Source organism: Maribacter arenosus (assembly GCF_014610845.1).
In the GTDB taxonomy this organism is placed as follows: Bacteria; Bacteroidota; Bacteroidia; order Flavobacteriales; family Flavobacteriaceae; genus Maribacter_A; species Maribacter_A arenosus.
This window is the reverse complement of sequence record NZ_JABTCG010000001.1, coordinates 1,072,821-1,097,737: the sequence shown is the minus strand read 5'-3', so window position 1 is coordinate 1,097,737 and position 24,917 is coordinate 1,072,821. Positions and strand designations below refer to the sequence as shown.

Below are 24,917 nucleotides of genomic sequence, written 5' to 3'. Positions count from 1 at the left end.
AAATAAGAAATTATGTCGTACAGAGAAGGACAAGAATTTTCAATAAAGGATATTGATTTAACCCAACAAGTTGGTGTTGATTTTAGTAAGTACCTATCAAAAGATCTTGAAAAATTATGGCGAAAAACGTTAAAAAGTGGAATGCACGGTTTGTGTTTCAGCCTTTATGAAGATGGGCAGAAACCGGGTGATGTTATTACTGAAGAGCAGGTGAGAAGGCGAATGGAGATCATTAAACCATATACCAAATGGGTTCGTTCCTTTTCTTGCACAGAAGGCAATGAGTTTATACCTAAAATAGCTCGGGAATATGGCATTAAAACCTTAGTTGGGGCATGGTTGGGAGATGACCCTGAAATAAATGAGCGGGAAATAGAAGGACTTATTCAATTGACCAATGAAGGATTTGTTGATATCGCAGCCGTTGGTAACGAAGTGTTATACAGAAACGATTTGAGTGAGGAAGAATTAATAGGTTTCATTGAACGTGTAAAAGCGAAGCTGCCAGAGGGCATTCCTGTGGGTTATGTAGATGCGTACTATGAGTTTAGTGAACATCCTCGAATTACCACCTTATGTGATGTCATTTTAGCCAATTGTTATCCCTATTGGGAAGGCTGTCCGTTCGAATATTCCTTAGGTCATATGCAACAGATGTACGGACAAGCCACACATGCCGCTAATGGTAAAAAGGTTATTATTACAGAGACGGGGTGGCCAAGTCAAGGAACAGGATTAAAAGGCGCCCAGCCATCAGCTGAAAATGCAATGAAATATTTTATCAATGCCCAAGTTTGGTCTGCCAAACAGAATATTGAGATGTTCTATTTTTCCTCTTTTGATGAATCATGGAAAGTTGGACCTGAAGGTGATGTTGGCGCATATTGGGGATTGTGGGATAAAGATGAAAAATTAAAATTTTAGATAGTATAAAAGTTCATTAGTAACGATACCAATAGTCCATGAAATATACCAAGGAATTACAAATCGAACCTGGAAGGGCTATATGTTATTCCGGTTTTAGGGAAGGGCAAATGCCTGGAGGAAAAGTTCCTACTTATGAGGAGATAAAAGAAGATCTTTTAATACTTCATAAGCATTGGAAATACTTAAGACTCTACGATTGTGATGTGCATGCCGAAATTGTATTGGATGTTATCCAAAAAGAAAATTTTGATTTTAAAGTAATGTTAGGGGCTTACATAGTTGCAGAGGCAAACAATTATGGCTGCCCTTGGGGAGGGACATATTCTGAGAAGCAACTCGAGAAAAACAAAATATCAAATGACACTCAAATCAATAAATTGATTCATTTGGCAAACCAGTATCCCGATATTATTTTCTCGTTATCTGCAGGAAATGAAGCTTGCGTAGATTGGACCGATCACTATGTCCCCGTTGACAATGTCATCAAGTACGTAAGGATGATTAAAAATGGAGCGAAACAACCTGTTACCTTTTGCGAAAACTACCTTCCTTGGCTTGATAAGTTAAAAGAATTGGTCGAGGAAGTCGATTTTATTTCGATTCATACCTATCCCGTATGGGAATACAAGCTCATTCATGAGGCATTGGAGTACACTAAGGAAAATTATTATGCCGTGGCCGACACTTATCCGAACAAGCCTGTGGTAATCACTGAGGCAGGATGGACAACTTTTTCTAACGGAAAAGGCATTTGCCCGAGTAATGTAAGTGAGGAACACCAGCAAATTTACTACAATGATTTGGTTGATTGGTGCGAAGAGAATGACATTCTTACATTTGTTTTCGAGGCTTTTGATGAACCCTGGAAAGGATCGGGAGAAGCTCTTGAGCCCGAAAAACACTGGGGATTATTTAAGGTAGACAGGACTCCAAAATTGGTAATGAGGGAATATTTTTCAAATCAATTGGTTGAAAAATAGGTTGAAATATTAAAGGGAAACGGTCTATGCTTGATAAAGCTGTGGGTAGTTTGTGTATGCTTTGATCATCGATTTTTTATCACTTGTCAAAATTACGGGAGTACTTCGCGAAGTCATATGACTTTTATCATACTTTTTTGCGTCATATCTACTTATTTTAGAGAGGAATTTAAAAGCGTCGGATCATGAAAAAAGGAACTCCAGTCTCGGCAATAATGACTAAGCACGTTATTACATTAAAGACAACCGATAATCTTGAAACAGCGGAAAGTCTATTTAAAAAATATCATATAAGACACATACCGGTGTGTTCTGGCAGCAAATTGATCGGCATGCTCAGTTATACTGATTTATTACGGATCAGTTTTGCCGATGCCGTTTATGAAGATGAGGAAACAGTAGACTCTATGGTGTACAATATGTTCAGTATTGAGCAGGTTATGGCCAAGAATCTAGTCAGTGTATCATCAAATACCATGGTAAAAGATGTGGCCGAACTCCTTTCAAAAAGGGAGTTTCATGCGATACCAGTGGTTGATGATGGCAAACTGGTCGGCATAATAACCACGACCGATCTTATCAATTTTTTATTGCAGCAGTATGAAGATTAGGTTTTAGTTTTTTATTCTTCTTCCGATGTACCAGCCGAGGGTTCATCATCTTCACCTTTCTCTAAATGATGTTGCATGATGTTCAATTTTTTCAACTTGGCTTTCCAGCCATCCAAAGCCTCTTTCTGCTTTTGTACCTTTTTGATCACATCTTGCACCAAAGGATTATCTTCCGAGGCATTGGAAAAGAATTGAAGATTATTTTCTAATTGTCGGATGTCATTTTTACTCTCATCTATCTTTTTGCGAATAAAAGAACGTTCGTTGGCAATGGCCCTATCGTTTTCGGTATTGGCCAGCTGTTGGATTTTATTGCCATATTTTAACAGCTCTGATTCTTGCCTGCTCACATCCAATTTCTTGAAAATGGCATCCAATATGATGTTGAACTTTTGATTGATGTTCTTTTTGTTAAAAGGTACCCGGCCGTACATTTTCCACTCTTCTATGAATGATTTTATCGATGCCAGATCTTTGTCCCTTTTTCCTGATAATTCAAAAGCTTTTAATCGTTCAAGACAGGCGTTCTTTTTATCAAAATTTTCCATCTCGTCCTTATGGGCCTCATTTTTCAGGGCATGCAAACGATCAAAATAATGATTACAGGCACCTTTGAACTCCTTCCAAATTTTATCGGAATATTTACGGGGTACATGACCTATTTTTTTCCATTCGCTTTGAATGCGCTTCATTTCGGAAGTGGTCTTATCCCATTCCTCACTATCTTTCAATGAAATGGCAAGATCCAATAATTCACGTTTTTTATCAAGGTTTTCCTGTTGCTCCTTTTTAAGATTTTTGTAATACCCATTTTTACCTCGATTGAAGCTTCGTACCGCTTCCTTGAACCCTGCCCAAGTCTGTTCGTTCACTTTTTGGGGCACTTTACCGGCCTTAAAAAAAGCATCTCGTAAAGATTCGATTTGTTTTATCTGTTGCTGAAGTGCCTTATGGTTATTGGCGATGCTACCGGCTATATCTTGAATGGCCGAGATAATTTCCTTCTTTTTTATTAGATTCTTTTCATAGGTTTTATCAAGGTCATTATAATAATCCTGTCTTCTTTGGTGCAATACCTTGGTGGCCTTGCTAAATCGTTCCCAGATTTCTTCGCGATGCTCTTTATCTACTGGGCCAATATCCTCTTTCCAGATTTTATGCAGGGTCTGTAATTCACGAAATGCCTTATTAAGATCTTCCTCTTTTTCCAGGGCCTCTGCCTGTTCGACCAATTTGATTTTTTCTTCTAGATTATGCTTGAAATCCAGATCACGTAATTCGCGGTTTATATGAAGAAAGTCATAGAAAATTTCAATATGATGGTGATAGGTTCGCCAAACATCGTTATAGTGGTTGCGGGGAACTGGACCTGCATTACGCCATTTTTCCTGAACCTCTTTAAAGTGTTTATAGGTAGTGTTGATGTCCTCTTCTACATTCACCAGACTTTTGAGCTCTTCGATAATCGACAATCGATTCGCAAGATTCTCTTTCAAGCTATTTTCGAGGGATTTATAGTACTGATTTCGTTTTTCACGATATTCGGAATATACCTCGTTGAACTGTCTTTTTGAAACCGAGTTATATTTAAAATCCAACTCATGACCTCCATTGTTGATGAAATCCTCTTTTTTCTCTTCAATGAACTCCTCGAATTTCAGGTCGAACTCATATTTAATACCATCTACATGTTTTCTGATGGCCTGTACTTTTTCATTTTTGACCAAGCGTTGTAATTCACCCACCAAATTTTCCATAGACATGGCATGGTAGTCCAGAATTGGAATATGGTGTCTATGATGGTTGTCTTGATCCTCGGCATCTTCGGCATTCGATTCGTCGATTTCCTCAAGAACCGCATCTTCCTTCTCCTCTGTTTTCTTTTTGGTTGCTATCTCGGAAGTCTCCTTTTCAGCCGCAGGTTCTGAGGTGTCCTCTTCGGACACCGGTTCAGTAATTTCCTTTTTGGATACTGGTTTAGAGGCTTTCTTTTTAGAAATAAGCTCAGAAGTCTCCTTTTCAGGCGCCGCCTCGGATGTGTCCTTTTTGGATACGGGTTTAGAGGCTTTTTTTTTGGTTATAAGCTCGGAAGTCTCCTTTTCGGATTTGGTGTCCAGAGGTCCGGGGGCATCGTCCGAATTTGAATTTTCAGTCGTATTTTCAGTGCTTTTCTCCGAGGTGTTTTCGGTAGTTTCTGAATAATTTTCTCCACCTACAGTTTCCTGTAGTTCTTGATCTTTTTCTTCTTGCATCGAAATTCTTGTTAGTTCTGCTTAAGAATGCTTATGTAATATACTAACTACCGAATGAATACCAAAGCTTATACTTGTTCTTTTTTGGGACAGATATTATGAATTCCAGATTTCCCATGCCTTTTCGGCCTGTAACTCTAGCATCCTTAACCCATTACAGATCGCTGCACCTTGTTTCCCCCCTTCTTGTAGGAAGGCCGTTCTTTCCGGATTGTAGATCAAGTCGAAAAATAGATGTTTTTCTGTGATCAGATGATACGGAATGTCTGGTTTTTCTTCAATATTAGGGAAAGTGCCCAATGGGGTGCAATTGACCAGAACCGTATACTTTTTAACTGTTTTTTCATCCAATTCGTTATACCCAAATTGATTATTACCGGGCGTTCTAGAAACGAACTTGAATTTTATACCTAATTCATTGAATACATAGGCAACGGCTTTTGATGCACCTCCGGTACCTAAGATCAAAGCTCTTTTGTGATGCTTTTTTAAAAATGGTTGTATTGATTTCTTAAAGCCATAACAATCGGTATTATAACCTTTTAGACCTTTTTTGGTGAATTTGATCGTATTGACTGCACCAATTTCATTTGCCTTTTTATCCAGTTTATGCAGATAGGGAATTACGGCTTCTTTATAGGGTATGGTAACATTCAGTCCTTTGAGGTTTTTGTTGTCGTCAACAAGATCTTTGAAATCCTCAATCTGGGGCAGATCGAAGTTTTTATAGGAATGATCCTTCAGGCATAGGTTCTCGAATTTTTGGGCAAAATATCCCTCGGAAAACGAATAGGCGATATTCTTGCCTACCAAGCCATACTCATTTTTTTCTATTGTCGCCATACCACTCCAAACCTAATAAAATAAAAATACCTAAGATGATAAAGAATATGGCCCACCAGGTTTCGGTATTTCCAAAATCGGGAAGATACCGTTCATAGTTCAAAATAATTTCTTTACCGTTAGAATCCAAAAATACCTGTCCTGTCTCATCTGTTTTAAAAATAGTGCGTTTCCAAGGCCATACTACCCCTAATGAACCCGTGATAAAGCCAATGATTACAGCGGTTGTAATATGCTTAAAGTGCTTTAAGACATACGTGAGGATATGGGAGAGGGTGACCAGTCCTGCGGCCGATCCGGCGGTGAAAACTGCTAATATTTTTAGGGTTTCCAATCGTTCACCATTGTTCACAAAGCTAAAGTCCCCCCGTAACATTTCAGCCATTGAATCATAAAGGGCATTTACCGAATCGACTAAGAGCAGTACATAATTCCCGAGTAATATTAGAATAAAAGAGCCCGAAAGCCCTGGCAGGGTCATACCCGAAACACTGATCATACCACAAACAAAAATAAACCAGAGATTGTCATTTTCTTTTGCAGGATTTAAAAAACTAATCGATAGCCCTACAAGAAGACCCAAAATACCGGCGGTCAATGTTTTTTTGTTCCAATGCTTGAAATCTTTCGAGATATAGTAGATCGAACCTAAAATCATTCCGAAAAAGGTGGCCCAAACAAAAAGTTCTTTGCGTTCCAGAAAATAATCCAATATTTTGGAAACGCTAAAATAACTGACTAACATGCCAAAAATAAGTAGCGTTAAAAATTGACCATTTACATAGCGGTAAAAACTTTTGAACCTACCGTTAAATAATAATTTAATGGCTTTTAGATTTATTTTCTGAAGGGAGTAAATGAATTCTTCGTAAAATCCACCGACGAAAGCCACTATGCCTCCTGAGACACCGGGTACTTTATTGGCCGCCCCCATAGCAAGTCCCTTAAGGACCAAAAACAATTTATCTATAAATGTTCTAGGTTCGTACATACGGAGCCATGATTATTTTCTTGAGGCAAGTTTCTCAAGTATAAAAATAAGGGAAAAACCAATGATCGCAGCGATTAAGGCGAACATTAATTGTGGGTCGCCCTCGAAGTTGAAAGGCGAAATGTTTTGTTCTTTTAAAGGTATGATCTTGTCGCCGATCGTTTTGGCTTCCAATATTACTTTCCAGGGCCAAATTTTGTTCAATGAACCTAAAATGAAACCTGTCAATAAGGCTAAGGTAAGGTTCTTATAATGGCTGAACATCCATTTTAAGAGTTTAGCAAAGCTAAGCAGTCCAAAAATAGCGCCTAAGGCCACTGTGACAATCACTTTGATTTCCCTTTCATGTACGGCGTCCAAAATAGTTTTATACGAACCCAATAAGACCAAGATAAAAGCTCCTGAAATACCCGGTAAGATCATTGCACAAACGGCTAAAGCCCCGGACATAAAAAGATAGGGGAGGCTAGAGGCATTTTCTGAGGCAGGCAAAGTAGTAATGAAATACGCAATTGCCGCTCCTAAAAGTAACATGATGACTGTGGCCAGATTCCATTTGGCGATTTCCTTTCCAACGAAAAAAATACTGGCCGCAACCAATCCAAAGAAAAACGACCAAAGCAAGATAGGTTCATTTTCCAGTAACCAACTCACTAATGTAGCTAAAGAAAAAAGACTGATGAAAATCCCCAAAAACAATGCTACCAGAAAATTACCGTTCAATTTTTTCCAAAAGGAATTGAATCCCTCATTTTTCCAAATTTTCAGTAAAGCTGGGTCAACATTGTTGATTGAAGTAATCAATTCTTCGTAAATGCCTGAAATAAAGGCGATTGTACCTCCAGATACACCAGGGACAACATCGGCTGCACCCATGGCCATTCCTTTAAGGGTAATAAAAATATACTGGAGTAAATTTCGATTTTCCATAAACAAAAAAGCAAAAATAGACTATTTATCTAGAAGCTCATTTGTTGTCTGCAATAATGTTCTGGGTCCATGCTGTTTTGAAGTAGCTGGGAAACTCTTTTTGAAAAAGGTGTATTTTTTCAGAATTTTTCTTCAGTGCATCCAATAAGCGAATTCGGGCATTTATTTTATCATTGGCCAAGAGTAGTATGCCTACTGTTTTATATTGTATCTCAGCACTTTCGGGATAAAACTCCTGACCTTGGGCCAATATGCGGATTCCTGAGTCATAATCCTTATTTGCTTTTGCAACATTCGCCCAGCTTAACCAGGTATCCAATTCGTAATTGCCCAGTTCAACGGCTTGTTGAAAGGAATAGTCCGCCTGATCGTATTGTTTCAAGGCTGTATTGATAATGGCGCTTTTTTTCCAATAAGTAGGATTCTCTCCGTCAATATTCAAGGCTTTATCTATGTAATAGAGGGCTTTGTTAAAATCCTTTTTTTTGTAATAGAAATCTGTTATCGCCAACCAACCTTTATCCAATAGTGGGTCTTCATGTACCGTTTGGTAATAATAGTATTTGGCCATATCATCATTGGAAAGACGTTCATAACACCTGCCGATCCTTAAATAAGCATGTGAAGTAGGATCGTCTATTTGAATTGTGGTCTCATAATTCTCAATGGCCTCATTGAACTTACCTAGCTTTTCGAGTACCTTCCCTTTTTCAAAATAGGCACCTATAAACGCATCGTCAGAGATTATGGCAAAATCAAAAGCCGTCAAAGCCTCTTTGAACATTCGTTTAGAAATATATTGTTTTCCCAATTGATGCCAAGCAACCTCGCAATAAGGATTTCGGTCTAGATAATCGTTGAGATAAACAATGGCACCTTCAAAATCCTCAAGAAAATCGAAACAATAAATAACATTATAAAGGGAGGAATAATCCTGTTCGTCAAAATGCACACATTTCATGAAACTCTCCTTCGCGAGCTTGAATTCGTCCATAAAAAGATACTCCATTCCGAGTAGGGAATAAATATCATAACTATCCTCTGAAAGTTCCAAGGCCTTTTTGAGCAAGTTGACCGCTGCTGAGTGATTGTCCTTTTTTGAATATATATTCGCCCTTTGTATATAGATCTCTTCGTTGGCTCTGTCGAGAAGTTGCAGCTTATCCAAGAGTTGCTCTGCCCTGTCAAGATTATTCTCGAAAACCAATACCTCAACGTCTAAAAGTTTGAGTTCAATGGAATCGGGGTGTTGTTTTAAACTTATTTTTATGGCTTTTTTTGCCAATGCTATCTTTCCATGATTCAGATAATGGTGTATAATATCCTCAAAATCCTCAGCATCAAAGAAATAGACATCATCTGTCTTCAGCATGGATTCGAATTTGGCAATGGGCTTGTCTGGCCTTTCATTGGCTTCTAACGCCATAGGTAGTATTTGGTTAATCTATGGATTTAAAAGTAGTCTTTTTGGGACTAAGCTTCAAACCTGTTAAGGGCTATATTATTAACAAATTAGTTAACAAATTATTGTTTATAGCTATTCAAAAGTTCAAGTATGGTATGGCAACCTTGTTCTATTTCCTCATGGGAAATAGTAAGGGGAGGTGTTATTCTAACCGCACTTTTCTCAAATAATAACCAGAATAAGATAAGGTTTTTCTTGGATGCCGAAAGGATTAGGTAATCCGCTATTTCGGCACTTTCCATAATTAAGGCCAACATAAGACCTTTACCTCTTATCTCTTTGATATACTTGTGTTTAAGTAGTTTTCTTATCAGTTTTTCTTTCTTTAATGTTTGGGGTATAAGGCCACTTTCTGTTATTTCCTTCAACGTGGCTAAACAGGCAGATGCTATTACCGCATTGCCTCCAAAAGTGGTAATATGGCCCATCTTCGGATGATCTTGTAAGGTGGCCATCATTTCCCTGGAAGCCGTGAAAGCACCTACAGGAAGACCGGAGGCCATACCCTTTCCTATAACCAGAATATCAGGGACACAATCGTAATTTTCAAAGGCGAACAATCGTCCCGTACGGCCAAAACCAGGTTGAATTTCATCAAGTATCAGCAAAGCGCCAACTTCCGAACAACGTTTTCTTACCTTTTTCAAATAATTCTTTGAAGGCTCAATAAAACCGGCTCCACCTTGTATGGTTTCCAAAATAACCGCAGCGGTTTTATCCGTTATTCTCTGCAGATCGGAGGTTGAATTGAATTCAACAAAGGAAATATCAGGGATCAGTGGCCTAAAAGCACTTTTTCGTTCTTCGTACCCCATAACACTTAAACTACCCATTGTGTTGCCATGGTAGGCCTTATGTGCAGCGATGATTTGTGTTCGCCCCGTATACCGTCTGGCCAATTTTAAAGCGCCCTCAATGGCCTCTGTCCCTGAATTGACCATATATGTCGTTTGTAGTGAAGGCGGTAGTAAAGAAGCCAGTAGTTTAGCATATTCTACAGCGGGTCCTTGAATGTACTCCCCATAGACCATGACATGCATATACCTATCCAATTGAACTTTTACGGCCTCGACTACCTTGGGATGACAATGACCCAGACTACAGGCTGAGACACCGGCAACAAAGTCCAAATGTGCATTGCCCCCGTTATCATAAATATAGGAACCGCGGGCATGTGACACGTGCATTCCCAAAGGGTGGGGGGAGGTTTGGGCTTGAAATTTAAGAAAGTCCTTTTTCATAAATTACATTATTCGGCTTTCTGTTGTGTTGACTTTTTCTTTGGATCGGTCGCTTTGTCGTTCGCCTTATTGCGGCTGTTCACCGGATCGTTTTCATTGGAATTGCGTTCCTCTTCCTCAGCATCGATATCGATAGGGTTTGAGATTCCTCGGATTACCGGAAGCACAATATTGTTATCGTCTTCGTCGAAAATACCATCTTTGGTGAGGATGCGTTCATCACCACGCCATATAAACCCCTTTAATTTTCTACTGTTTTCCGGTAATTCGGTTTCGGGATAAATATTGCCATCTGGATTGGTGAAAAAGGTAAGGTCTTCAATGTCATTATTGGCCATGGTTATACGAATAGCGCTACAAATGGTCTTATCGATCCCTATGAGCTCATCATCGTCGTTGTACATATAGTAAATGACCTCTGTATTTTTGATTAAATCTATAATCTTGAGTTGATTGTCCCGGAATTTGCCAAACAGATCTATTCCTTTCGCTTGGTTATACCCCTCCATGCTCACACTGTCCAATGAAATGATAAAGGCATTGTTCAAGACCTTAAGCGAATCCATTTTTTCGGTCTTTAAATCCGATTTTAAATGAATACTGTCCCCTGTCATTTGATTTGGACCATTCCACAGAATGGGATTTGTGATCAATTGGGTTATTCCGGTCTTTTGATCCGCATGGATGGAATCGCATTTACCGCTCAAATCGGTTTTGAAGAACTTGGCGTTTCTAAAGGCCCTAAGTACCCTATGATCGGGTTTTCCAGTCACCATTAAGGTGTCGCCGTGCATATACAATGAATCTTGCTCCATTAAGGAAATCGAGACGGCACGCTTTGTGGCAAATACGGAATCCTTGGCTTTAAAGACCTCCGCATAATGCGCCTTGATCACTCCGTTGTTGACCGTATCGATGACCTTGATATTATTGGTCGCCGATGCAAACTCCCTGGCTTTATTAAAATATACGCTATCCCCTTTTATGATTCTATTGTTATAATCGATTCTTGTATTTTTTATAAAGTAGCCGCTTTCTACCTTTGTATCATAAAATCCACGTTCACAATATATTTTATAAGATTTTCCCGTTATGGTCGATGGGCCATAGAGATAGGCGTTTTTAGAGGTTTCGTAATAGTCCAATTGTTCTGAATCAAGGATATAATCGGGATTTTTTAGGTGGACACTGTCTAAAAACTGTAATTTTTTATTTTGTAGAAAATATCGCCCTACTTCGCTAGTCAATGTATTTACAGAATCTACCACGGTTCCGAAATCCTGATAATAAGCTTGTTGCGCCAATCTATTAAAACGCAAGGTGTCCGTGGTCAAGGTCATTTTGGAGTTGCTGGTCAAAACAACATTTTCCCAAGCCTTGGCCATATTTACATTGCCGTCATAGTTGATCTTACCACTGGTCATTTGAATGGAATCACCTTGCTGCAAGCGAATGTTGCCAATGGCCTTAAGCTTATTTTCTTTTTGATAGTATATGGCGATATCACAGAATAAATCGGCGCCTTCATGCTCAAATTGTATTTGTCGCTCGTCTTTGCTAAAGATGGAAGCTCCGGGATACTGGGTCTCATCCTTGGTAAAGTTGGCACCATAGACGATATTGATTTGTTTTACTTCTTCCCGAGGGGCATCTTGGGAAAAGAGGGGTATTGTAACCAATACAACCAGTAGAGAAATGATTTTACCGAACAACGTAAATAATTTTGCCCAAAAATATGATTTTTTAAGGGAGCTATATAATGATTGGGATAGTTTTAGGAAATGTTAATCCTTCCTGTGCCTAGCCTTGGATTTACCTCTATAAAAAAAGCCATCTGAACTTAAAAAGTGCAGATGGCCAAATTGATCTTTATGGTGTGACCGAATATTAAAATTCCCTATAGGGCCCTTCTAAATATTGATTCGCCTCTTCTTCAGCAAATTTTGCGGTTTGGTTATCCCAATGAAGGGTCTTATTCGGAAATCGACCCGCGATAACACCCAAAAGAATGGTTTCCGTTAATCGTGATGCATAGGAAAATGGAGCACTGCATTCCCCACGGCCCAAACAAGCTTCTACGAACTCGTGATAATGCTTGGGTCCCTCGGAATTATAATTACGTACTGGTTTACCCATATTATTTGCTTGCCCGATTGCAGTAATTTCGGCCGATATATCAACATATTTCCCATCGACTATTTTACTGGGTAATTGCATAAAATGGGGCAGTAACAATCGACCTTTTTCGCCTACGAACATCGCACCTTGTTCAGGTAATGTTCCCGGACCGGTTGCTTGGGTTTCAAGGGACATTTTATCTTCTACCGACTTTTCTTTTTCTTTATTTTTGACAGACCTTTTTTCAGCTGCCCCGGGCAATTTCAAGTCTTCGTGCATCTTGGGAGCACCAGGTCCATCGTACCAAATCCACGTTAAGGTATCTGCCGTATGTTGTGTACCCGGAAATTCATAAGTGACCGAATTGTTTTCAGGGAAACCAACACCATTCGGTTCCCTGCATTCATTTCGTATGGTTCTGGGAACATCCAATTTCAAGGCATTATAGGGGGTGTCGAAAATATGGACTCCCATATCGCCGAGGGTACCACAGCCGAAATCCAATAGTTTTCGCCAATTTCCAGGGTGATAAACCCCCTTTTTGTATGGTCTTTCGGAGGCAGTTCCTAACCATAGGTTCCAGTCCAAGGTCTCGGGAATTGGATCGCTTCCTACCGGAGCTGGTCCATCATAGCCCCAATTTTTTGGAGACCAGGCATGTACTGTATGTACTTTTCCAATAATTCCGGATTGTATCAATAGGGTCGCCAATTTATAATCATAGAACGAATGGACTTGTATCCCCATTTGTGTGACGAGGTTTTTATCCGCGGCTAATTTTTTCATGGCCCTAGCTTCGGAAACATGATGGGTAAGGGGTTTTTGACAATATACTGGTTTGCCAAAATCCATAGCCATTATCGAGGCTGGTGCATGGGTATGGTCTGGTGTTGAAACGATTACCGCATCAATATCATCACCCATTTCATTCAACATGACCCGATAATCGGAAAACACTTTTGCATTCGGATGCATTTTCTTGGCGGCAGCCAAATTATTGCTGTCAACATCACATAAAGCCGTAACATCGACCAACTCATGGGAAGATATCGCCTTAAGGTCTTCATTACCCATACCGCCCACACCGATATGAGCTGTTCTCAGCCGGTTGTGTGGTCCCATTTTTCCAATGAAGGATGGTGCCAATGCCAAGCCTAGAATTCCTAAACCACTTTTCTTTACAAAATCCCTACGATCATTTCTATACGTACCCATAAATTTTTATTTATTGTTTGCTAAATCCTTTATTTCAATATTTCTAAATCGGACCACATCACCATGGCCAAGAAATGCGATATGGCCTTTGTTTCGCTTTAGTCCGGGATGATCTTTCTTATCCATAGTTCCATTTTTACTGGCATCTAGGAAATCCCCATCCAAAATAACACTTCCATTTAAAACGACCTTTACTTTTGAACCTTTTATATACACTTCCTGCTGGTTCCATTCCCCAACAGGATTTAAAAAACCACGCTTGGCGGGGATTATCCCGTATACAGAGCCATGATATTGATAGGGTTGTAGGCTTGCGTATTTTTCCGCTGTATTATCCAAAATCTGTAATTCCTTTCCGACATAGGCCGCATCGCCTTCCAAAGGGGCATGAATGCCCAAACCGTTATTGGCGCCGGGAGTCAATTGAAATTCTAACCTCAGGATAAAATCGCTGTATTCCTTCGAGGTGTATAGGTTGCCTCCGCTACCACCTTCATTCGGGTCAACCACAATCATTCCATTTTCAGCGCGGTACGCTGCCTTATTACCGACCCATCCTTCCAGATTTTGACCATTAAAAAGCGGTTCGAACCCTTCGTTATTTCCCTTCTTGATGGCACCACAAGATACCATCAAAAGAGCGATGATTAAAGTAAACAGGTATGTTTTAGCATCTTTTTTATTCATTTTGTTTGTCTTCCTTTAGTGACATTGATTAGGAAATGATTTGCAATGGATTCGTATTTTTCCAATTGCCACGAGTGAAATCAGGGAAATTTTGGGGTGAACCACCACTTGCCACGGAACGCTCGCTCAACGGGGCCACTGCGCTCCAGAAGCAACCTTCATACAGGTTTTGGTCTAGAGGCAATCCTTTTTGCAGGCATTCAACGATTCTGTACATCATGATGCCGTCCATACCGCCATGGCCCGTATCCTTGGTGGCTTGGTTCAATCTTTTGTACAAAGGATGGTCGTACTTTTCATAGATAGCCGCCAATTGTTCCCCTTGGGCCCATGAATGGTGGTTTTCCGTAGCTCCTTCCACACCACCTTCCAAGGCAACCCTCGTCGGGAAACCGGCCAAGATACCCTTGGTACCTTGAATTAAATTTAATCGTGAATAGGGCCGTGGACTTGTTTCATCCCATTGCACCAAAATAGTACGACCTACCTCTGTTTTAATGATCGAGGTATTAAGGTCTCCCCCTTTATAATCCAGCTGATTCCATTTATGGTCAGCTGCATAGTTCTTTTCAGCATATAGCTTTCGACCTAAGGCAGGGGTTGAAAATGACACCAAGCTTTTGAAATTGTCCTCGTTACGGGCTAAATTCATGTATTGGGCTACAGGGCCGAGGCCATGGGTAGGGTATAGATTCCCATTTCGGTTGGCATAATGATGGGTCCTCCAGGAACCTGTTCCCCGTTCTTGTTCGGCCATCTGGAATCGAAGTTCGTGAATATAGGAAGCCTCGGCATGCAAGGGCTGACCAATGACACCTTGCCTACACATATTCAGGAACATCAATTCATCCCGGCTATAATTTACATTTTCCATCATCATACAGTGTTTTTGGGTCTGTTCTGATGTATTGACGATTTCCCACATTTCTTCCAGCGTAACTGCAATAGGTACTTCAACAAAGGCATGGGCGCCTTTTTTCATGGCTTCTATAGCCATAGGGGCATGATTGTTCCAGTTGGTTGAAATGAAAACGACATCAGGTTTTACCTCATCCAGCATTTTCAGCCATTGGTTTTCATCCCCAAAGTATTGGGCCACTTTTTTATGTCTAACCCCATTACCGATTTTTTCGGCTTCCTTACTCCATTTTTGCGTTAAATCCTGATAGAGGTCACAAAGGGCCACTACTTCGGTTCCGGGTAACGAAGCGAAGAATTTCAGATGTCCCGGACCTCGCGCTCCCACCCCGATAAAAGCAGCCTTGATGGTCTCTAATTTCGGCGCCACGAAATCACCCATATACTGTGCTCCATAGGGTCGTTCAGGAATATTGAAATTTTCGTTTGCAAGTATAGGGGAAACGGCCATGGCCGCTCCTGCCAAAGAGGTTTTACGAATGAAGTTCCTTCTATCAATATTTTTCATGTCCTACTTTTTTTTAAATATGGCAGCGTAACCTCCGCCGCTGGAAAGTTTTATATCTAGCTTGTTATTACGATTTACGGATTTGTTGACCATCTTATAATCCTGGGCATTTCTTGAGGCATTCAGTCCGTCTTGGTAAGCTTGCATTCCATAGTCACCATCTCCTAAAAAGGAAAGGTTTAATTCAAAATCCCTAGCAGTCCAATCGGTCATTGCTCCAAGGTACCAATCATCACCTTTTCGTCTAGCCACAACGATATAATCGGAAACCGCACCTTCAAGAACCACAGTTTCATCCCATATGGTCGGTATTTGGGTGATAAAGTCAACGGTTTCCTGTTCTTTGTAATATATCGTCGGGGATTCGCATAGCATTTGAAGGGGCGCTTCGAAAACCACATACATGGCCACTTGGTGAGCCCTTGTACCAAGACTCATTGGCCTTGTGAACAGAGGGGCGAAATTCGGCCCGCCTGTTTCATAGTCCACTTTATTCATATTAATCATGGCACCGGGCGTAAAATCTAATGGCCCAGCTGCCATTCGAATAAATGGGAGCGTTACATTGTGCTCCGGGTTTATATCACCACTCCATTTATTGTTTTCATTGCCCTTAACCCCTTCATAATTTATGATATTGGGCCAAACACGCTCAACTCCTGCAGGTTTAAACGCGCCGTGATAATCGACTAACATTTTATACTTTGCGGCGATTTCGGCAATTTTTCCATAGGATTGAACCACATATTGGTCACTACGCTGCATAAAATCGACCTTGATGCCCACCGCACCCCAACTACTATATAACTTTAAGATTTCATCCGGATTTTCATCGAGAGGCTTCCATAAAACCCATAAAATAATCTCCACATTCTTCGATTTGGCATATTGTATAAGTTCAGGAACATCGAGATTTTCGTTATCCTCCATTATTTCAGTGGTCGATTTTGTCCACCCCTCATCCAAAATCACATATTCGATCCCATTTTTCGAGGCAAAATCGATATAATACTTATAGGTTTCCATATTAAGCCCTGCCTCAAAATCGACGCCATAGATATTATTGGCATTGTACCAGTCCCAAGCGACTTGACCAGGTTTTATCCAATCAGCATTTGGGATTTTAGTTTTATCAGCAAGCTGGGTCACTAGGTTGCTCTCAACAAAAGTCCGGTCATCATCACTAATAATGAACACCCGCCATGGGTATGATCGTTCCCCCTTGATTTTTGCGATATAATCGGCCTCTTCCACGAGGATTTGATTTCGGTCGGGGTTGGAGGCCTCATTTGGAACGGCCTTTAAAACGTACTTTGGAAAAGTGGCGGTCATCGAATTACTGCCGATTTTTGCCAGGAACATTCCAGGATAATCGATCAAGGCGGATTCCGTTAAAAGTACTTTGGCCGATTTTGTATTGAACATCACGGGCAGACTACAAAACGCACCATCTTCCATTTCTGTGATCTCCTTTACTAAATATACCCGTTCATTATGGGAATAAAAGGATTCTTCTTGTGGAAAATAGGACGTAGTCCCGTTTGGAAATGATAAGGTCATTTCCTCGTTATAAACGTTCTTAGGCTTTCCGTTGCCATCAATAAATCGATATGCTACCCCGTCATTATAGGCACGGAATATCAACTGATAATCATCCCTGAAATTTAATGTCAACTGATTGAATTCGCTTGTTATACTGGCATCCTTATTCGGGACTTGGGGCATCAGCATTTCGGTTTTATGTTCCAATTTATTCCGGCGTAATTTTGGGGTATGACCGAGAATCCTCCCATCGCCCATATTCATTGAAATGACCGCATTGGTAATGACATTTGATCCCTTAAGCATAGAGTTCCAAGAAATGTTGTCCGCTAAGGTTAAGGTAATTTCCAATTGTTTATCTGGGGAACTTAATTTGATTTCCTGGGCCACCGTCCAATGACCGAAAAGCATCAAGACCAAAACGAATAGTGAGGTTGTGATTGTCGTTGAATTGATAGAATTACCAGGATATTCTATTTTCATAGTACGCTATATTCAATTATACATTAAAAAGTGCATGAAATGGCTACTGGAGGGGTTGGTTGTATGCTTCATTTTATGTGCAGGGTTTGATGTACAATTTACGATAAAAGTGCCAATTTAAAAATTGAAAGACCTATTGCTTTTCTTATAAATTTCGATTGAATAAAACCAAAAAAAAGTGCCTCACAGGATTGATTCTTGAAAGGCACTTTACAATTTATTTTTTTCTAAAATGATAAGCTTGAAGAACTTATCTATGTATCGTCTGGGTCCTATCTGGTCCCACAGAAACGATTTTAATAGGCACTTCCAATTCTTTTTCCAGAAAGGCTATATACGCATTCAAGGTTTCAGGCAATTGTTCCGCCTTGCTCATTTTGGTTAGATCCTCTGACCAACCTTTCATTTCGGTATATATAGGAGTTACATTTTCTGGTTCAATGTTATAGGGTAAGTGTGAGATGACCTTACCTTTGTATTTGTAGGCCGTGCAGACTTTAAGTTTTTTAAAACCGCTAAGTACATCCCCTTTCATCATCATAAGTTCAGTGACCCCGTTTACTTGAACAGCATATTTCAATGCCACTAAGTCGAGCCAGCCACATCGTCTTGGTCTTCCGGTGGTTGCCCCGAATTCCTTGCCAACTCGTGACATGGTTTTACCATCCTCATCAAAAAGCTCGGTAGGGAAGGGGCCACTTCCCACACGGGTAGTATAAGCTTTGAAAATACCTTTTACATCTCCTATTTGGTTAGGAGCAACACCTAGTCCGGTGCAGGCACCTGCCGCAGTGGTATTGCTTGAAGTCACGTAAGGATATGTCCCGAAATCAATATCGAGCAATGATCCTTGGGCACCTTCGGCCAATATTTTTTTTCCAGCCTTTTGGGCTTGGTATAAATATTCTTCACTATCGATAAAAGTAAGTTCTTTGAGTGTTTTTATTGCGTTGAAAAACTCGGTTTCAAGTTCTTCAAGATTATATTCGATCTCTATATTATAGAAACCGATCATGGCCTCATGTTTATTCGCCAAGGCGCGGTATTTTTCCTTCCAGTCAGACAGCTCCAAATCTCCGATACGCATACCGTTTCTCCCGGTCTTATCCATATAGGTAGGGCCTATGCCTTTCAAGGTTGATCCTATTTTCGCTTTTCCCTTCGACGTTTCCGAGGCGGCGTCCAATAAACGATGGGTAGGTAGAATTAAATGGGCTTTTCTAGAAATGAAAAGTTTAGATTTTACGTCAATGTCAAAAGTGTCCAGGGCATCTAGTTCCTTCTTAAAGATTACGGGGTCTATAACCACCCCATTGCCAACAACATTCATGGCGTTTTTATGGAAAATGCCCGAGGGTATGGTATGTAAGACATGCTTTATACCATCAAATTCCAAAGTGTGTCCGGCGTTTGGCCCTCCTTGAAAACGCGCTATAATATCATAGTTTTTTGTGAGTACATCGACGATTTTCCCTTTACCTTCGTCTCCCCACTGTAATCCCAACAATAAATCTACTGCCATTATTTAGTTTGGTTAGTTATTTGTATTCCCTTCTTTATTTTTTGTCCCGTAAAAGTATAATGAATGATTCGTGATCTTTATGTCAAATACCTCCTCGATGGTCTTTTTTATGGATTGGATCCGAGGATCACAGAATTCCATAACCTCACCAGTATCCGTTAAGATAACATGGTCGTGTTGGCGGTCAAAATAGGATTTCTCGTACTGCGCCTGATTTTTTCCGAATTGGTGTTTTCGAACCAATTTACATTCCAATAAAAGTTCTATGGTATTGTAAAGTGTAGCCCTGCTCACCCTGTAGTTCTTATTTTTCATATTGATATAGAGCGATTCTATATCAAAATGATCATCACTTTCGTAAATTTCTTGGAGAATAGCGTAGCGTTCGGGTGTTTTTCTATGCCCTCTATCTTCTAAAAAGGTGGTAAAAACGTTCTTTACAATTTCCTGGTTCTTGTTAGGAGGCATAACAATAAGCACTACATTAAAGTGCAAATGTACGGCTAAATTTTTATTAAGTTTCTACACCCGCGTTACTTTATCTATCCCATTGATCAGCTTCAGGTTTTCAATCAATTTTTGTAGAATATTGTTGTTCTGGACCACTACGGTTATACGTCCTGTAAAGGTCCCGCCATCTGTACTGAAATTCAGGTTTCGCATATTGACGTTCATATAGTTCGAAATTACCTGGGTAATTTCACTTACCAATCCCATATTGTCGATACCCGTTAATTGAATCTCTGATCTAAACTCTTGTTGGGTCGAATCTATCCATTTCGCACTTATGATTCGATAGGCATAATTAGATTGCAATGAAATGGCATTTGGGCAATTTTTTTTATGGACCTTTATACCTTCATTGACACTAATAAACCCAAATACGGGATCACCGGGAATAGGGTTACAGCATTGTGAAAGTTTGTAATCGAGTTTTTCCTCTTCCTTTCCAAAGACCAGCATATCGTATTTCGAAGTAATCTCATCCTTATCTATATTTTCGGGAATCGGGGTCCTTCTGATCTTGCTTTTGAAGAAACTTATAAAGGCATTGTTGTACGATGAGGCAAAGTCTTTTATCTTTTGATTGTCTATGGCACCTATGCCTACGCGATAGAACAAATCTAAACTGGTCTTGAGTTTAAAGAAAATGACCATTTTGTTTATGGTATCCTCATTCAAGTTTATTTTCTGTGATCTGAGTTTTCTTCTGAGAATTTCCTTACCATCATTGGCGACGGTTTTCTTCTCTTCGCGCAAGGACGATTTTATCTTTGCCCGAGCCCTTGCCGTAGTGGCGTAGTCGAGCCAGTTTTGGTTCGGTTTGGCTTGTTCCGAGGTAATAATCTCAACTTGATCACCACTTTTAAGGGTGGTATTCAAGGGAACCAATTTTCCATTTACCTTGGCGCCTCGCGTGTGCATGCCCACTTCGGTATGTATATTGAACGCAAAATCTAGTGGTGTGGCGCCTTTTGGCATTGACTTCAGTTCGCCCAATGGTGTAAAGACAAAAATCTCCTTGGAGTATAGATTGAGTTTGAATTCCTCTACAAAATCCACGGCACTGGTGTTCGAATTTTCCAGTGCTTCCTGCAATTTATTCAACCAGATCTCAATGCCTTGTTCTTTTTGTGCCCCATGTTTGTACTTAAAATGGGCCGCATATCCTTTTTCCGCAATCTCATGCATACGTTCACTTCGTATCTGCACTTCGACCCATTTGCCCTTAGGCCCCATAACCGTAATATGCAAGGCTTCATAACCGGTTGATTTTGGGGAGGATATCCAATCCCGTAAACGTACAGGGTTTGGTGTAAAATGATCAGTGACAATAGAATAGATTTTCCAGGCAAGGAACTTTTCATTGGCCCTGTCAGACCTGTAAATGATACGTATAGCGAATTTATCGTAGATCTGGTCAAAGGAAACGTTTTGGACCTTCATTTTCTTCCGAATGGAGAAAATGGATTTCATGCGCCCCTTGATATGGTAATTGAGTCCTTCTTTGTCTAACGAATCGCGTATGATGCCTGTGAAATCATTGATGTATTCTTGCTGCTCCTCCTTAGATTCCTCGATTTTTTCCGAAATATCATGATATACATCCGGCTCTGTGTATTTTAAACTAAGGTCTTCTAGCTCTGTTTTAATATTGTATAATCCAATGCGGTGTGCTAATGGTGCATAGATATATAGGGTCTCCGAAGCCATTTTTACCTGTTTGTGTTCTGGCATGGCATCCAAGGTCAACATATTATGGTATCTATCCGCAATCTTGATAATGATAACACGGACGTCATCATGGAGTGTCAACAACATTTTACGGAAATTTTCCGCTTGTTGGGAAATATTTGTGTCTTTTTTAAGATGGGCGATCTTGGTAAGTCCGTCTACGATTCGAGCCACGGATTCCCCGAACATACGCTCTATGTCATCCAAGGTATAATCCGTATCCTCAACCACATCGTGCAATAGGGCCGATGCAATGGATACGGCATCCAAACCTATTTCCGAGGCGATGATTTTGGCTACCGCAATGGGATGGAAAATATAAGCCTCACCGGATTTTCTCCGTTGATCCTTATGGGCATCCACCGCAATTTCAAAGGCATGCCGAATCAGCGTTTTGTCGTCATCCGATAACGTTTGATAGCTGATTCGAAGCAATTCCTTGTATTGCTTTGTAATTTCCTTATTTTCCTTTTCTATTGCTGCTTGCGTCATACATAAATAAAATTACACAATCCCATTTAATACACAACAAAAATTATGCCTTTAAATTCTTGACGCGTGATATTAAGGGTGGATGTGAATAATGCATGAAAACATAGGCAGGATGGGGGGTAAGATTGCTTAAACTGTTTTTCGATAATTTCTTAAGTGAGGTGATCAATGGCATGGCCCCAAAGGTATCTTTCGCAAAATCATCGGCCTGATATTCGAATTTTCTTGACAGGTAATTCATTATTAATCCGGTAATCTCGGAAATTGGACTGTACAGAATGCCAAAACCGATCAACGCCGCATGGAAGCTGGGTTTAGAAACCCCGATAGCTTTTGATACTTCCGGGTTATTGATGAACAAGGATAAAAGAAATAAGGTGAACCCTGTCAATAGTATAGAAACCACAATATTGAAAATGATATGGTTGCGCTTGTAATGACCTACTTCATGGGCCAAAACAGCAACGATTTCATCTTCGTCCAGATCATTGATCAAGGTATCATAGAGGGTTACCCTTTTTTCCCGGCCAAAACCAGAGAAATAGGCATTTGCTTTGGTTGATCTTTTAGAGCCGTCGATGACAAAAATATTTTTAATTTCAAATCCAACCTTATGGGCATACTCCTGTATTTTACTTTTAAGACTGCCCTCATCCAAGGGTTGTTGCTTGTTGAATAGGGGTACTATCAATCTGCTATAAAAGAGGTTCATAAACAAGGTGAACAGGGCCACTACGACCCACGCATATATCCAAAAATTGGTGCCGGCCCATTCAAAAAACCATATGATGATTGCCGTAATGCCCCCACCTATGATCGCCATCATTACATACCCTTTTATTTTGTCGAGAAAGAAAGTGGTCTTTGAGGTTTTGTTAAAACCGAATCTTTCCTCGATAACAAAAGTCTTGTAGTAGCCAAAGGGCATGGTTATGACATCGCTCCCGATCATAATGGTGGCAAAGAAGACCAAGGCGATGATTATGTTGTTGTCAGATACGCTCCGTGCAATCGTATCGAGCCATTCGAACCCCCGAAAAAAGAGAAACCCTAGGGTAAGCAGCAATGAAAAAGAGGAGGTCAGAAGTCCGAACCTGTAATTGGTTTTTTTATAATCCTGTGATTTTTGGTATTTATCGGAATCAAAGACATCTTTTAAATCCTCCGGAACAGGGTCATTATATCGTTTTGAATTCAGGTGGTCGAGTGTTGTTTCAATAATGAACTCTATCACCAAAATGGCAATGATAATATAAAACAAAGTGGTATGGGTCATGTTTCGGTTTTGGTATATCCTGGTTCGGTAAGTGGCCGATACTTATTTCGATCGTTGCCGCTTTGCCTCAAATATAAGTATTGCTGCCGATACTGAGACGTTCATTGAATCTATTTCGCCCTCCATGGGAATAATGATATTTTGAGTCGAAGCTTCAAGCCATGATTGTGATAACCCTGTTGATTCTGTCCCTACCACAATCGCAGATGCCTTGGTAAAGTCGGTTTGGGTATATGCCTGGGAAGCTGATAATGCTGCACAAAATACCTGTATTTGATTGGCCTTGAGAAAATCCAATATTTCAGCGGTAGTGCCGACACCAATGGCATTGGTAAATATACATCCGACACTGGAACGGATGATATTGGGGTTATAGAGGTCACCTTTAGGGTTGGCAATAAGAACGGCATCTAAATTAGCCGCATCGGCAGTACGTAAAAGAGCACCGATATTACCTGGTTTTTCAGGGGATTCCGCAACTAAAATCAAGGCATTTTTATTTTTAAGTCTAAGGTTTTCTAGGGCATGTTTTTTTGTTTTCAAAAGGGCAATCACCCCTTCGGTGGAATCCCTGTAGGCCAATTTTTGATATACGTCTTGGGATACCTCTATTACCTCGGGTTGGTTTTTAATCTCTTTAATAAGGTCAAGGAGATCGTTCTTTGACATGATTCCAGGATAATACAATATCGAATCTAACTCATAATTGGCCTGAATGGCCAATGCCAATTCCCTTTTCCCTTCCACAACAAACAAGGCCTGTTTCCTTCTTTCACGCGATTTCTCCTGAAGAAGTACGATCTTTCGTATTAGGGTATTTTGTGGACTACTTATATATTTCAAGGTGTTCATTCGCACAAAATTAGGTCAATGGGATAAACTTTCCATTATTTTTACGACAAAGTCAAGACCATAAAGAAAGGTTAAATAAGTTCGTCTAAAAAATTCCCCATATAATTTTGATAAATTTGGGGTACATTGAAATTCATAGGAAATAATCAATATTTGGAGTTATGGAAGTATTTCTATTTGGAATTGCAAAGGATATTGTAGGGAAATCCACTTTGGACTTGTCCACATTGGAGGTAAAACCGAATTCGGTGAAAGAATTGATACTTTTTTTGAATGATTCTTACCCCGGATTCACTAAGTTGACCTCTTTGGCCGTAGCAGTTAATGGGGAATATGCGCCCCAGGAATTACATTTGAACGCAAAGGATGAAATCGCCATAATTCCACCAGTAAGCGGAGGGTAATGAAAAAACCAATTATAGAAATTGTAGACGCCATTGATACGGCAAAGGTATATGAAGAACTTTCAGATGCCAAGAGTGGTGGTATTTGTGTTTTTGTAGGTACGGTAAGGGATTTTACGAATAACGAAACTGTTGTATCTTTGGAGTTTGAAGCCTATAAGACGATGGCATTGAAAGAAATGGCTAAAATTATTGACCAAGCAGCGGCAAAGTGGCCCTTGAACAAGGTTGTAATGCGCCATGCCGTGGGCGTAAAAAAGGTACAGGAAGCTGTGGTGGTCATTGGTGTTTCGACCGCACATAGAGATGCGTGTTTTGAAGCCTGTCGGTTTATGATCGACACATTGAAAGACACGGTGCCCATTTGGAAAAAGGAAATGTTCAAGAATAAAACAGTTTGGGTTTCTGCCCATCCCTAATAATAG

The 24,917-nt window shown here is 40.1% G+C and carries 21 protein-coding genes; 5 read left to right on the top strand and 16 right to left on the bottom strand.

Annotation, left to right across the window (positions count from 1 at the left end):
• The first annotated feature begins 12 nt into the window (after positions 1–12).
• The 3 genes from HPE63_RS04825 (at position 13) to HPE63_RS04815 (ending at position 2,518) form a co-directional block, all read left to right on the top strand.
• Entirely contained in the window at positions 13–924 is a 912-nt protein-coding gene (locus tag HPE63_RS04825) for a glycoside hydrolase family 17 protein (RefSeq protein ID WP_188313081.1), read from the top strand.
• 38 nt (positions 925–962) lie between these two features.
• A complete protein-coding gene (locus HPE63_RS04820) occupies positions 963–1,907 on the top strand; it encodes a glycoside hydrolase family 17 protein (RefSeq protein ID WP_188313080.1) in 945 nt (314 codons plus the stop codon).
• A gap of 185 nt (positions 1,908–2,092) precedes the next feature.
• Positions 2,093–2,518, top strand: coding sequence for a CBS domain-containing protein (locus HPE63_RS04815; RefSeq protein WP_188313079.1), 426 nt, complete (start codon positions 2,093–2,095; stop codon positions 2,516–2,518).
• A gap of 11 nt (positions 2,519–2,529) precedes the next feature.
• Here HPE63_RS04815 and HPE63_RS04810 read toward each other — a convergent pair whose 3' ends face one another.
• The 16 genes from HPE63_RS04810 to HPE63_RS04735 form a co-directional block, all read right to left on the bottom strand.
• The gene (locus HPE63_RS04810) at positions 2,530–4,770 is read right to left on the bottom strand and encodes a DUF349 domain-containing protein (protein ID WP_188313078.1); all 2,241 of its coding nucleotides are present in this window, start codon (positions 4,768–4,770) and stop codon (positions 2,530–2,532) included.
• A gap of 96 nt (positions 4,771–4,866) precedes the next feature.
• Complete coding sequence (locus HPE63_RS04805; RefSeq protein ID WP_188313077.1) at positions 4,867–5,613, bottom strand: shikimate dehydrogenase family protein; 747 nt, start codon at positions 5,611–5,613, stop codon at positions 4,867–4,869.
• Positions 5,591–6,604, bottom strand: a complete 1,014-nt coding sequence (locus HPE63_RS04800) for a DUF368 domain-containing protein (protein WP_188313076.1) — start codon at positions 6,602–6,604, stop codon at positions 5,591–5,593. The genes HPE63_RS04805 and HPE63_RS04800 overlap by 23 nt, the downstream gene beginning before the upstream one ends.
• Before the next feature lie 12 nt (positions 6,605–6,616).
• Positions 6,617–7,534: a DUF368 domain-containing protein gene (locus HPE63_RS04795; RefSeq protein ID WP_188313075.1), complete on the bottom strand. Its 918-nt coding sequence runs from the start codon at positions 7,532–7,534 to the stop codon at positions 6,617–6,619.
• A 37-nt stretch (positions 7,535–7,571) separates the two neighbouring features.
• Positions 7,572–8,960: a tetratricopeptide repeat protein gene (locus HPE63_RS04790; protein WP_188313074.1), complete on the bottom strand. Its 1,389-nt coding sequence runs from the start codon at positions 8,958–8,960 to the stop codon at positions 7,572–7,574.
• Positions 8,961–9,058: 98 nt separating this feature from the next.
• Complete coding sequence (locus tag HPE63_RS04785) at positions 9,059–10,240, bottom strand: aspartate aminotransferase family protein (RefSeq protein ID WP_188313073.1); 1,182 nt, start codon at positions 10,238–10,240, stop codon at positions 9,059–9,061.
• Between the two features lie 8 nt (positions 10,241–10,248).
• Complete coding sequence (locus HPE63_RS04780; protein WP_223198043.1) at positions 10,249–11,952, bottom strand: OstA-like protein; 1,704 nt, start codon at positions 11,950–11,952, stop codon at positions 10,249–10,251.
• 175 nt (positions 11,953–12,127) lie between these two features.
• Positions 12,128–13,573, bottom strand: a complete 1,446-nt coding sequence (locus tag HPE63_RS04775; protein ID WP_188313072.1) for a Gfo/Idh/MocA family protein — start codon at positions 13,571–13,573, stop codon at positions 12,128–12,130.
• 6 nt (positions 13,574–13,579) lie between these two features.
• A complete protein-coding gene (locus tag HPE63_RS04770; RefSeq protein ID WP_188313071.1) occupies positions 13,580–14,260 on the bottom strand; it encodes a 3-keto-disaccharide hydrolase in 681 nt (226 codons plus the stop codon).
• A 28-nt stretch (positions 14,261–14,288) separates the two neighbouring features.
• Positions 14,289–15,686, bottom strand: a complete 1,398-nt coding sequence (locus HPE63_RS04765; protein ID WP_188313070.1) for a Gfo/Idh/MocA family protein — start codon at positions 15,684–15,686, stop codon at positions 14,289–14,291.
• Positions 15,687–15,689: 3 nt separating this feature from the next.
• Positions 15,690–17,711 (bottom strand): glycoside hydrolase family 97 protein, encoded by a 2,022-nt coding sequence (locus HPE63_RS04760; protein WP_223198042.1) that lies wholly within the window; start codon positions 17,709–17,711, stop codon positions 15,690–15,692.
• A gap of 250 nt (positions 17,712–17,961) precedes the next feature.
• A complete protein-coding gene (locus HPE63_RS04755; protein WP_188313069.1) occupies positions 17,962–19,233 on the bottom strand; it encodes an adenylosuccinate synthase in 1,272 nt (423 codons plus the stop codon).
• Between the two features lie 12 nt (positions 19,234–19,245).
• A complete protein-coding gene (locus tag HPE63_RS04750; protein WP_188313068.1) occupies positions 19,246–19,701 on the bottom strand; it encodes a Fur family transcriptional regulator in 456 nt (151 codons plus the stop codon).
• Positions 19,702–19,755: 54 nt separating this feature from the next.
• Positions 19,756–21,960 (bottom strand): RelA/SpoT family protein, encoded by a 2,205-nt coding sequence (locus HPE63_RS04745; protein WP_188313067.1) that lies wholly within the window; start codon positions 21,958–21,960, stop codon positions 19,756–19,758.
• Positions 21,961–22,003: 43 nt separating this feature from the next.
• On the bottom strand, positions 22,004–23,236 hold the full coding sequence (locus HPE63_RS04740; protein ID WP_188313066.1) for a M48 family metallopeptidase: 1,233 nt from the start codon (positions 23,234–23,236) through the stop codon (positions 22,004–22,006).
• A gap of 42 nt (positions 23,237–23,278) precedes the next feature.
• Positions 23,279–24,088, bottom strand: coding sequence for a TrmH family RNA methyltransferase (locus HPE63_RS04735; protein WP_188313065.1), 810 nt, complete (start codon positions 24,086–24,088; stop codon positions 23,279–23,281).
• Positions 24,089–24,249: 161 nt separating this feature from the next.
• On the opposite strand from HPE63_RS04735, the gene HPE63_RS04730 reads away from it, so the two are divergent.
• The gene (locus tag HPE63_RS04730; RefSeq protein ID WP_188313064.1) at positions 24,250–24,492 is read left to right on the top strand and encodes a MoaD/ThiS family protein; all 243 of its coding nucleotides are present in this window, start codon (positions 24,250–24,252) and stop codon (positions 24,490–24,492) included.
• The gene (locus HPE63_RS04725; RefSeq protein WP_188313063.1) at positions 24,492–24,911 is read left to right on the top strand and encodes a molybdenum cofactor biosynthesis protein MoaE; all 420 of its coding nucleotides are present in this window, start codon (positions 24,492–24,494) and stop codon (positions 24,909–24,911) included. Before HPE63_RS04730 ends, HPE63_RS04725 begins: the two co-directional genes overlap by 1 nt.
• Positions 24,912–24,917 lie beyond the last annotated feature (6 nt).

Excerpts from the sequence above, each read along its gene's own strand:
- HPE63_RS04825 (WP_188313081.1), top strand. The coding sequence starts at position 13 with ATGTCGTACAGAGAAGGACAAGAATTTTCAATAAAGGATATTGATTTA.
- HPE63_RS04820 (WP_188313080.1), top strand. The coding sequence starts at position 963 with ATGAAATATACCAAGGAATTACAAATCGAACCTGGAAGGGCTATATGT.
- HPE63_RS04815 (WP_188313079.1), top strand. The coding sequence starts at position 2,093 with ATGAAAAAAGGAACTCCAGTCTCGGCAATAATGACTAAGCACGTTATT.
- HPE63_RS04810 (WP_188313078.1), bottom strand. The coding sequence starts at position 4,770 with ATGCAAGAAGAAAAAGATCAAGAACTACAGGAAACTGTAGGTGGAGAA.
- HPE63_RS04805 (WP_188313077.1), bottom strand. The coding sequence starts at position 5,613 with ATGGCGACAATAGAAAAAAATGAGTATGGCTTGGTAGGCAAGAATATC.
- HPE63_RS04800 (WP_188313076.1), bottom strand. The coding sequence starts at position 6,604 with ATGTACGAACCTAGAACATTTATAGATAAATTGTTTTTGGTCCTTAAG.
- HPE63_RS04795 (WP_188313075.1), bottom strand. The coding sequence starts at position 7,534 with ATGGAAAATCGAAATTTACTCCAGTATATTTTTATTACCCTTAAAGGA.
- HPE63_RS04790 (WP_188313074.1), bottom strand. The coding sequence starts at position 8,960 with ATGGCGTTAGAAGCCAATGAAAGGCCAGACAAGCCCATTGCCAAATTC.
- HPE63_RS04785 (WP_188313073.1), bottom strand. The coding sequence starts at position 10,240 with ATGAAAAAGGACTTTCTTAAATTTCAAGCCCAAACCTCCCCCCACCCT.
- HPE63_RS04775 (WP_188313072.1), bottom strand. The coding sequence starts at position 13,573 with ATGGGTACGTATAGAAATGATCGTAGGGATTTTGTAAAGAAAAGTGGT.
- HPE63_RS04770 (WP_188313071.1), bottom strand. The coding sequence starts at position 14,260 with ATGAATAAAAAAGATGCTAAAACATACCTGTTTACTTTAATCATCGCT.
- HPE63_RS04765 (WP_188313070.1), bottom strand. The coding sequence starts at position 15,686 with ATGAAAAATATTGATAGAAGGAACTTCATTCGTAAAACCTCTTTGGCA.
- HPE63_RS04760 (WP_223198042.1), bottom strand. The coding sequence starts at position 17,711 with ATGAAAATAGAATATCCTGGTAATTCTATCAATTCAACGACAATCACA.
- HPE63_RS04755 (WP_188313069.1), bottom strand. The coding sequence starts at position 19,233 with ATGGCAGTAGATTTATTGTTGGGATTACAGTGGGGAGACGAAGGTAAA.
- HPE63_RS04750 (WP_188313068.1), bottom strand. The coding sequence starts at position 19,701 with ATGCCTCCTAACAAGAACCAGGAAATTGTAAAGAACGTTTTTACCACC.
- HPE63_RS04745 (WP_188313067.1), bottom strand. The coding sequence starts at position 21,960 with ATGACGCAAGCAGCAATAGAAAAGGAAAATAAGGAAATTACAAAGCAA.
- HPE63_RS04740 (WP_188313066.1), bottom strand. The coding sequence starts at position 23,236 with ATGACCCATACCACTTTGTTTTATATTATCATTGCCATTTTGGTGATA.
- HPE63_RS04735 (WP_188313065.1), bottom strand. The coding sequence starts at position 24,088 with ATGAACACCTTGAAATATATAAGTAGTCCACAAAATACCCTAATACGA.
- HPE63_RS04730 (WP_188313064.1), top strand. The coding sequence starts at position 24,250 with ATGGAAGTATTTCTATTTGGAATTGCAAAGGATATTGTAGGGAAATCC.
- HPE63_RS04725 (WP_188313063.1), top strand. The coding sequence starts at position 24,492 with ATGAAAAAACCAATTATAGAAATTGTAGACGCCATTGATACGGCAAAG.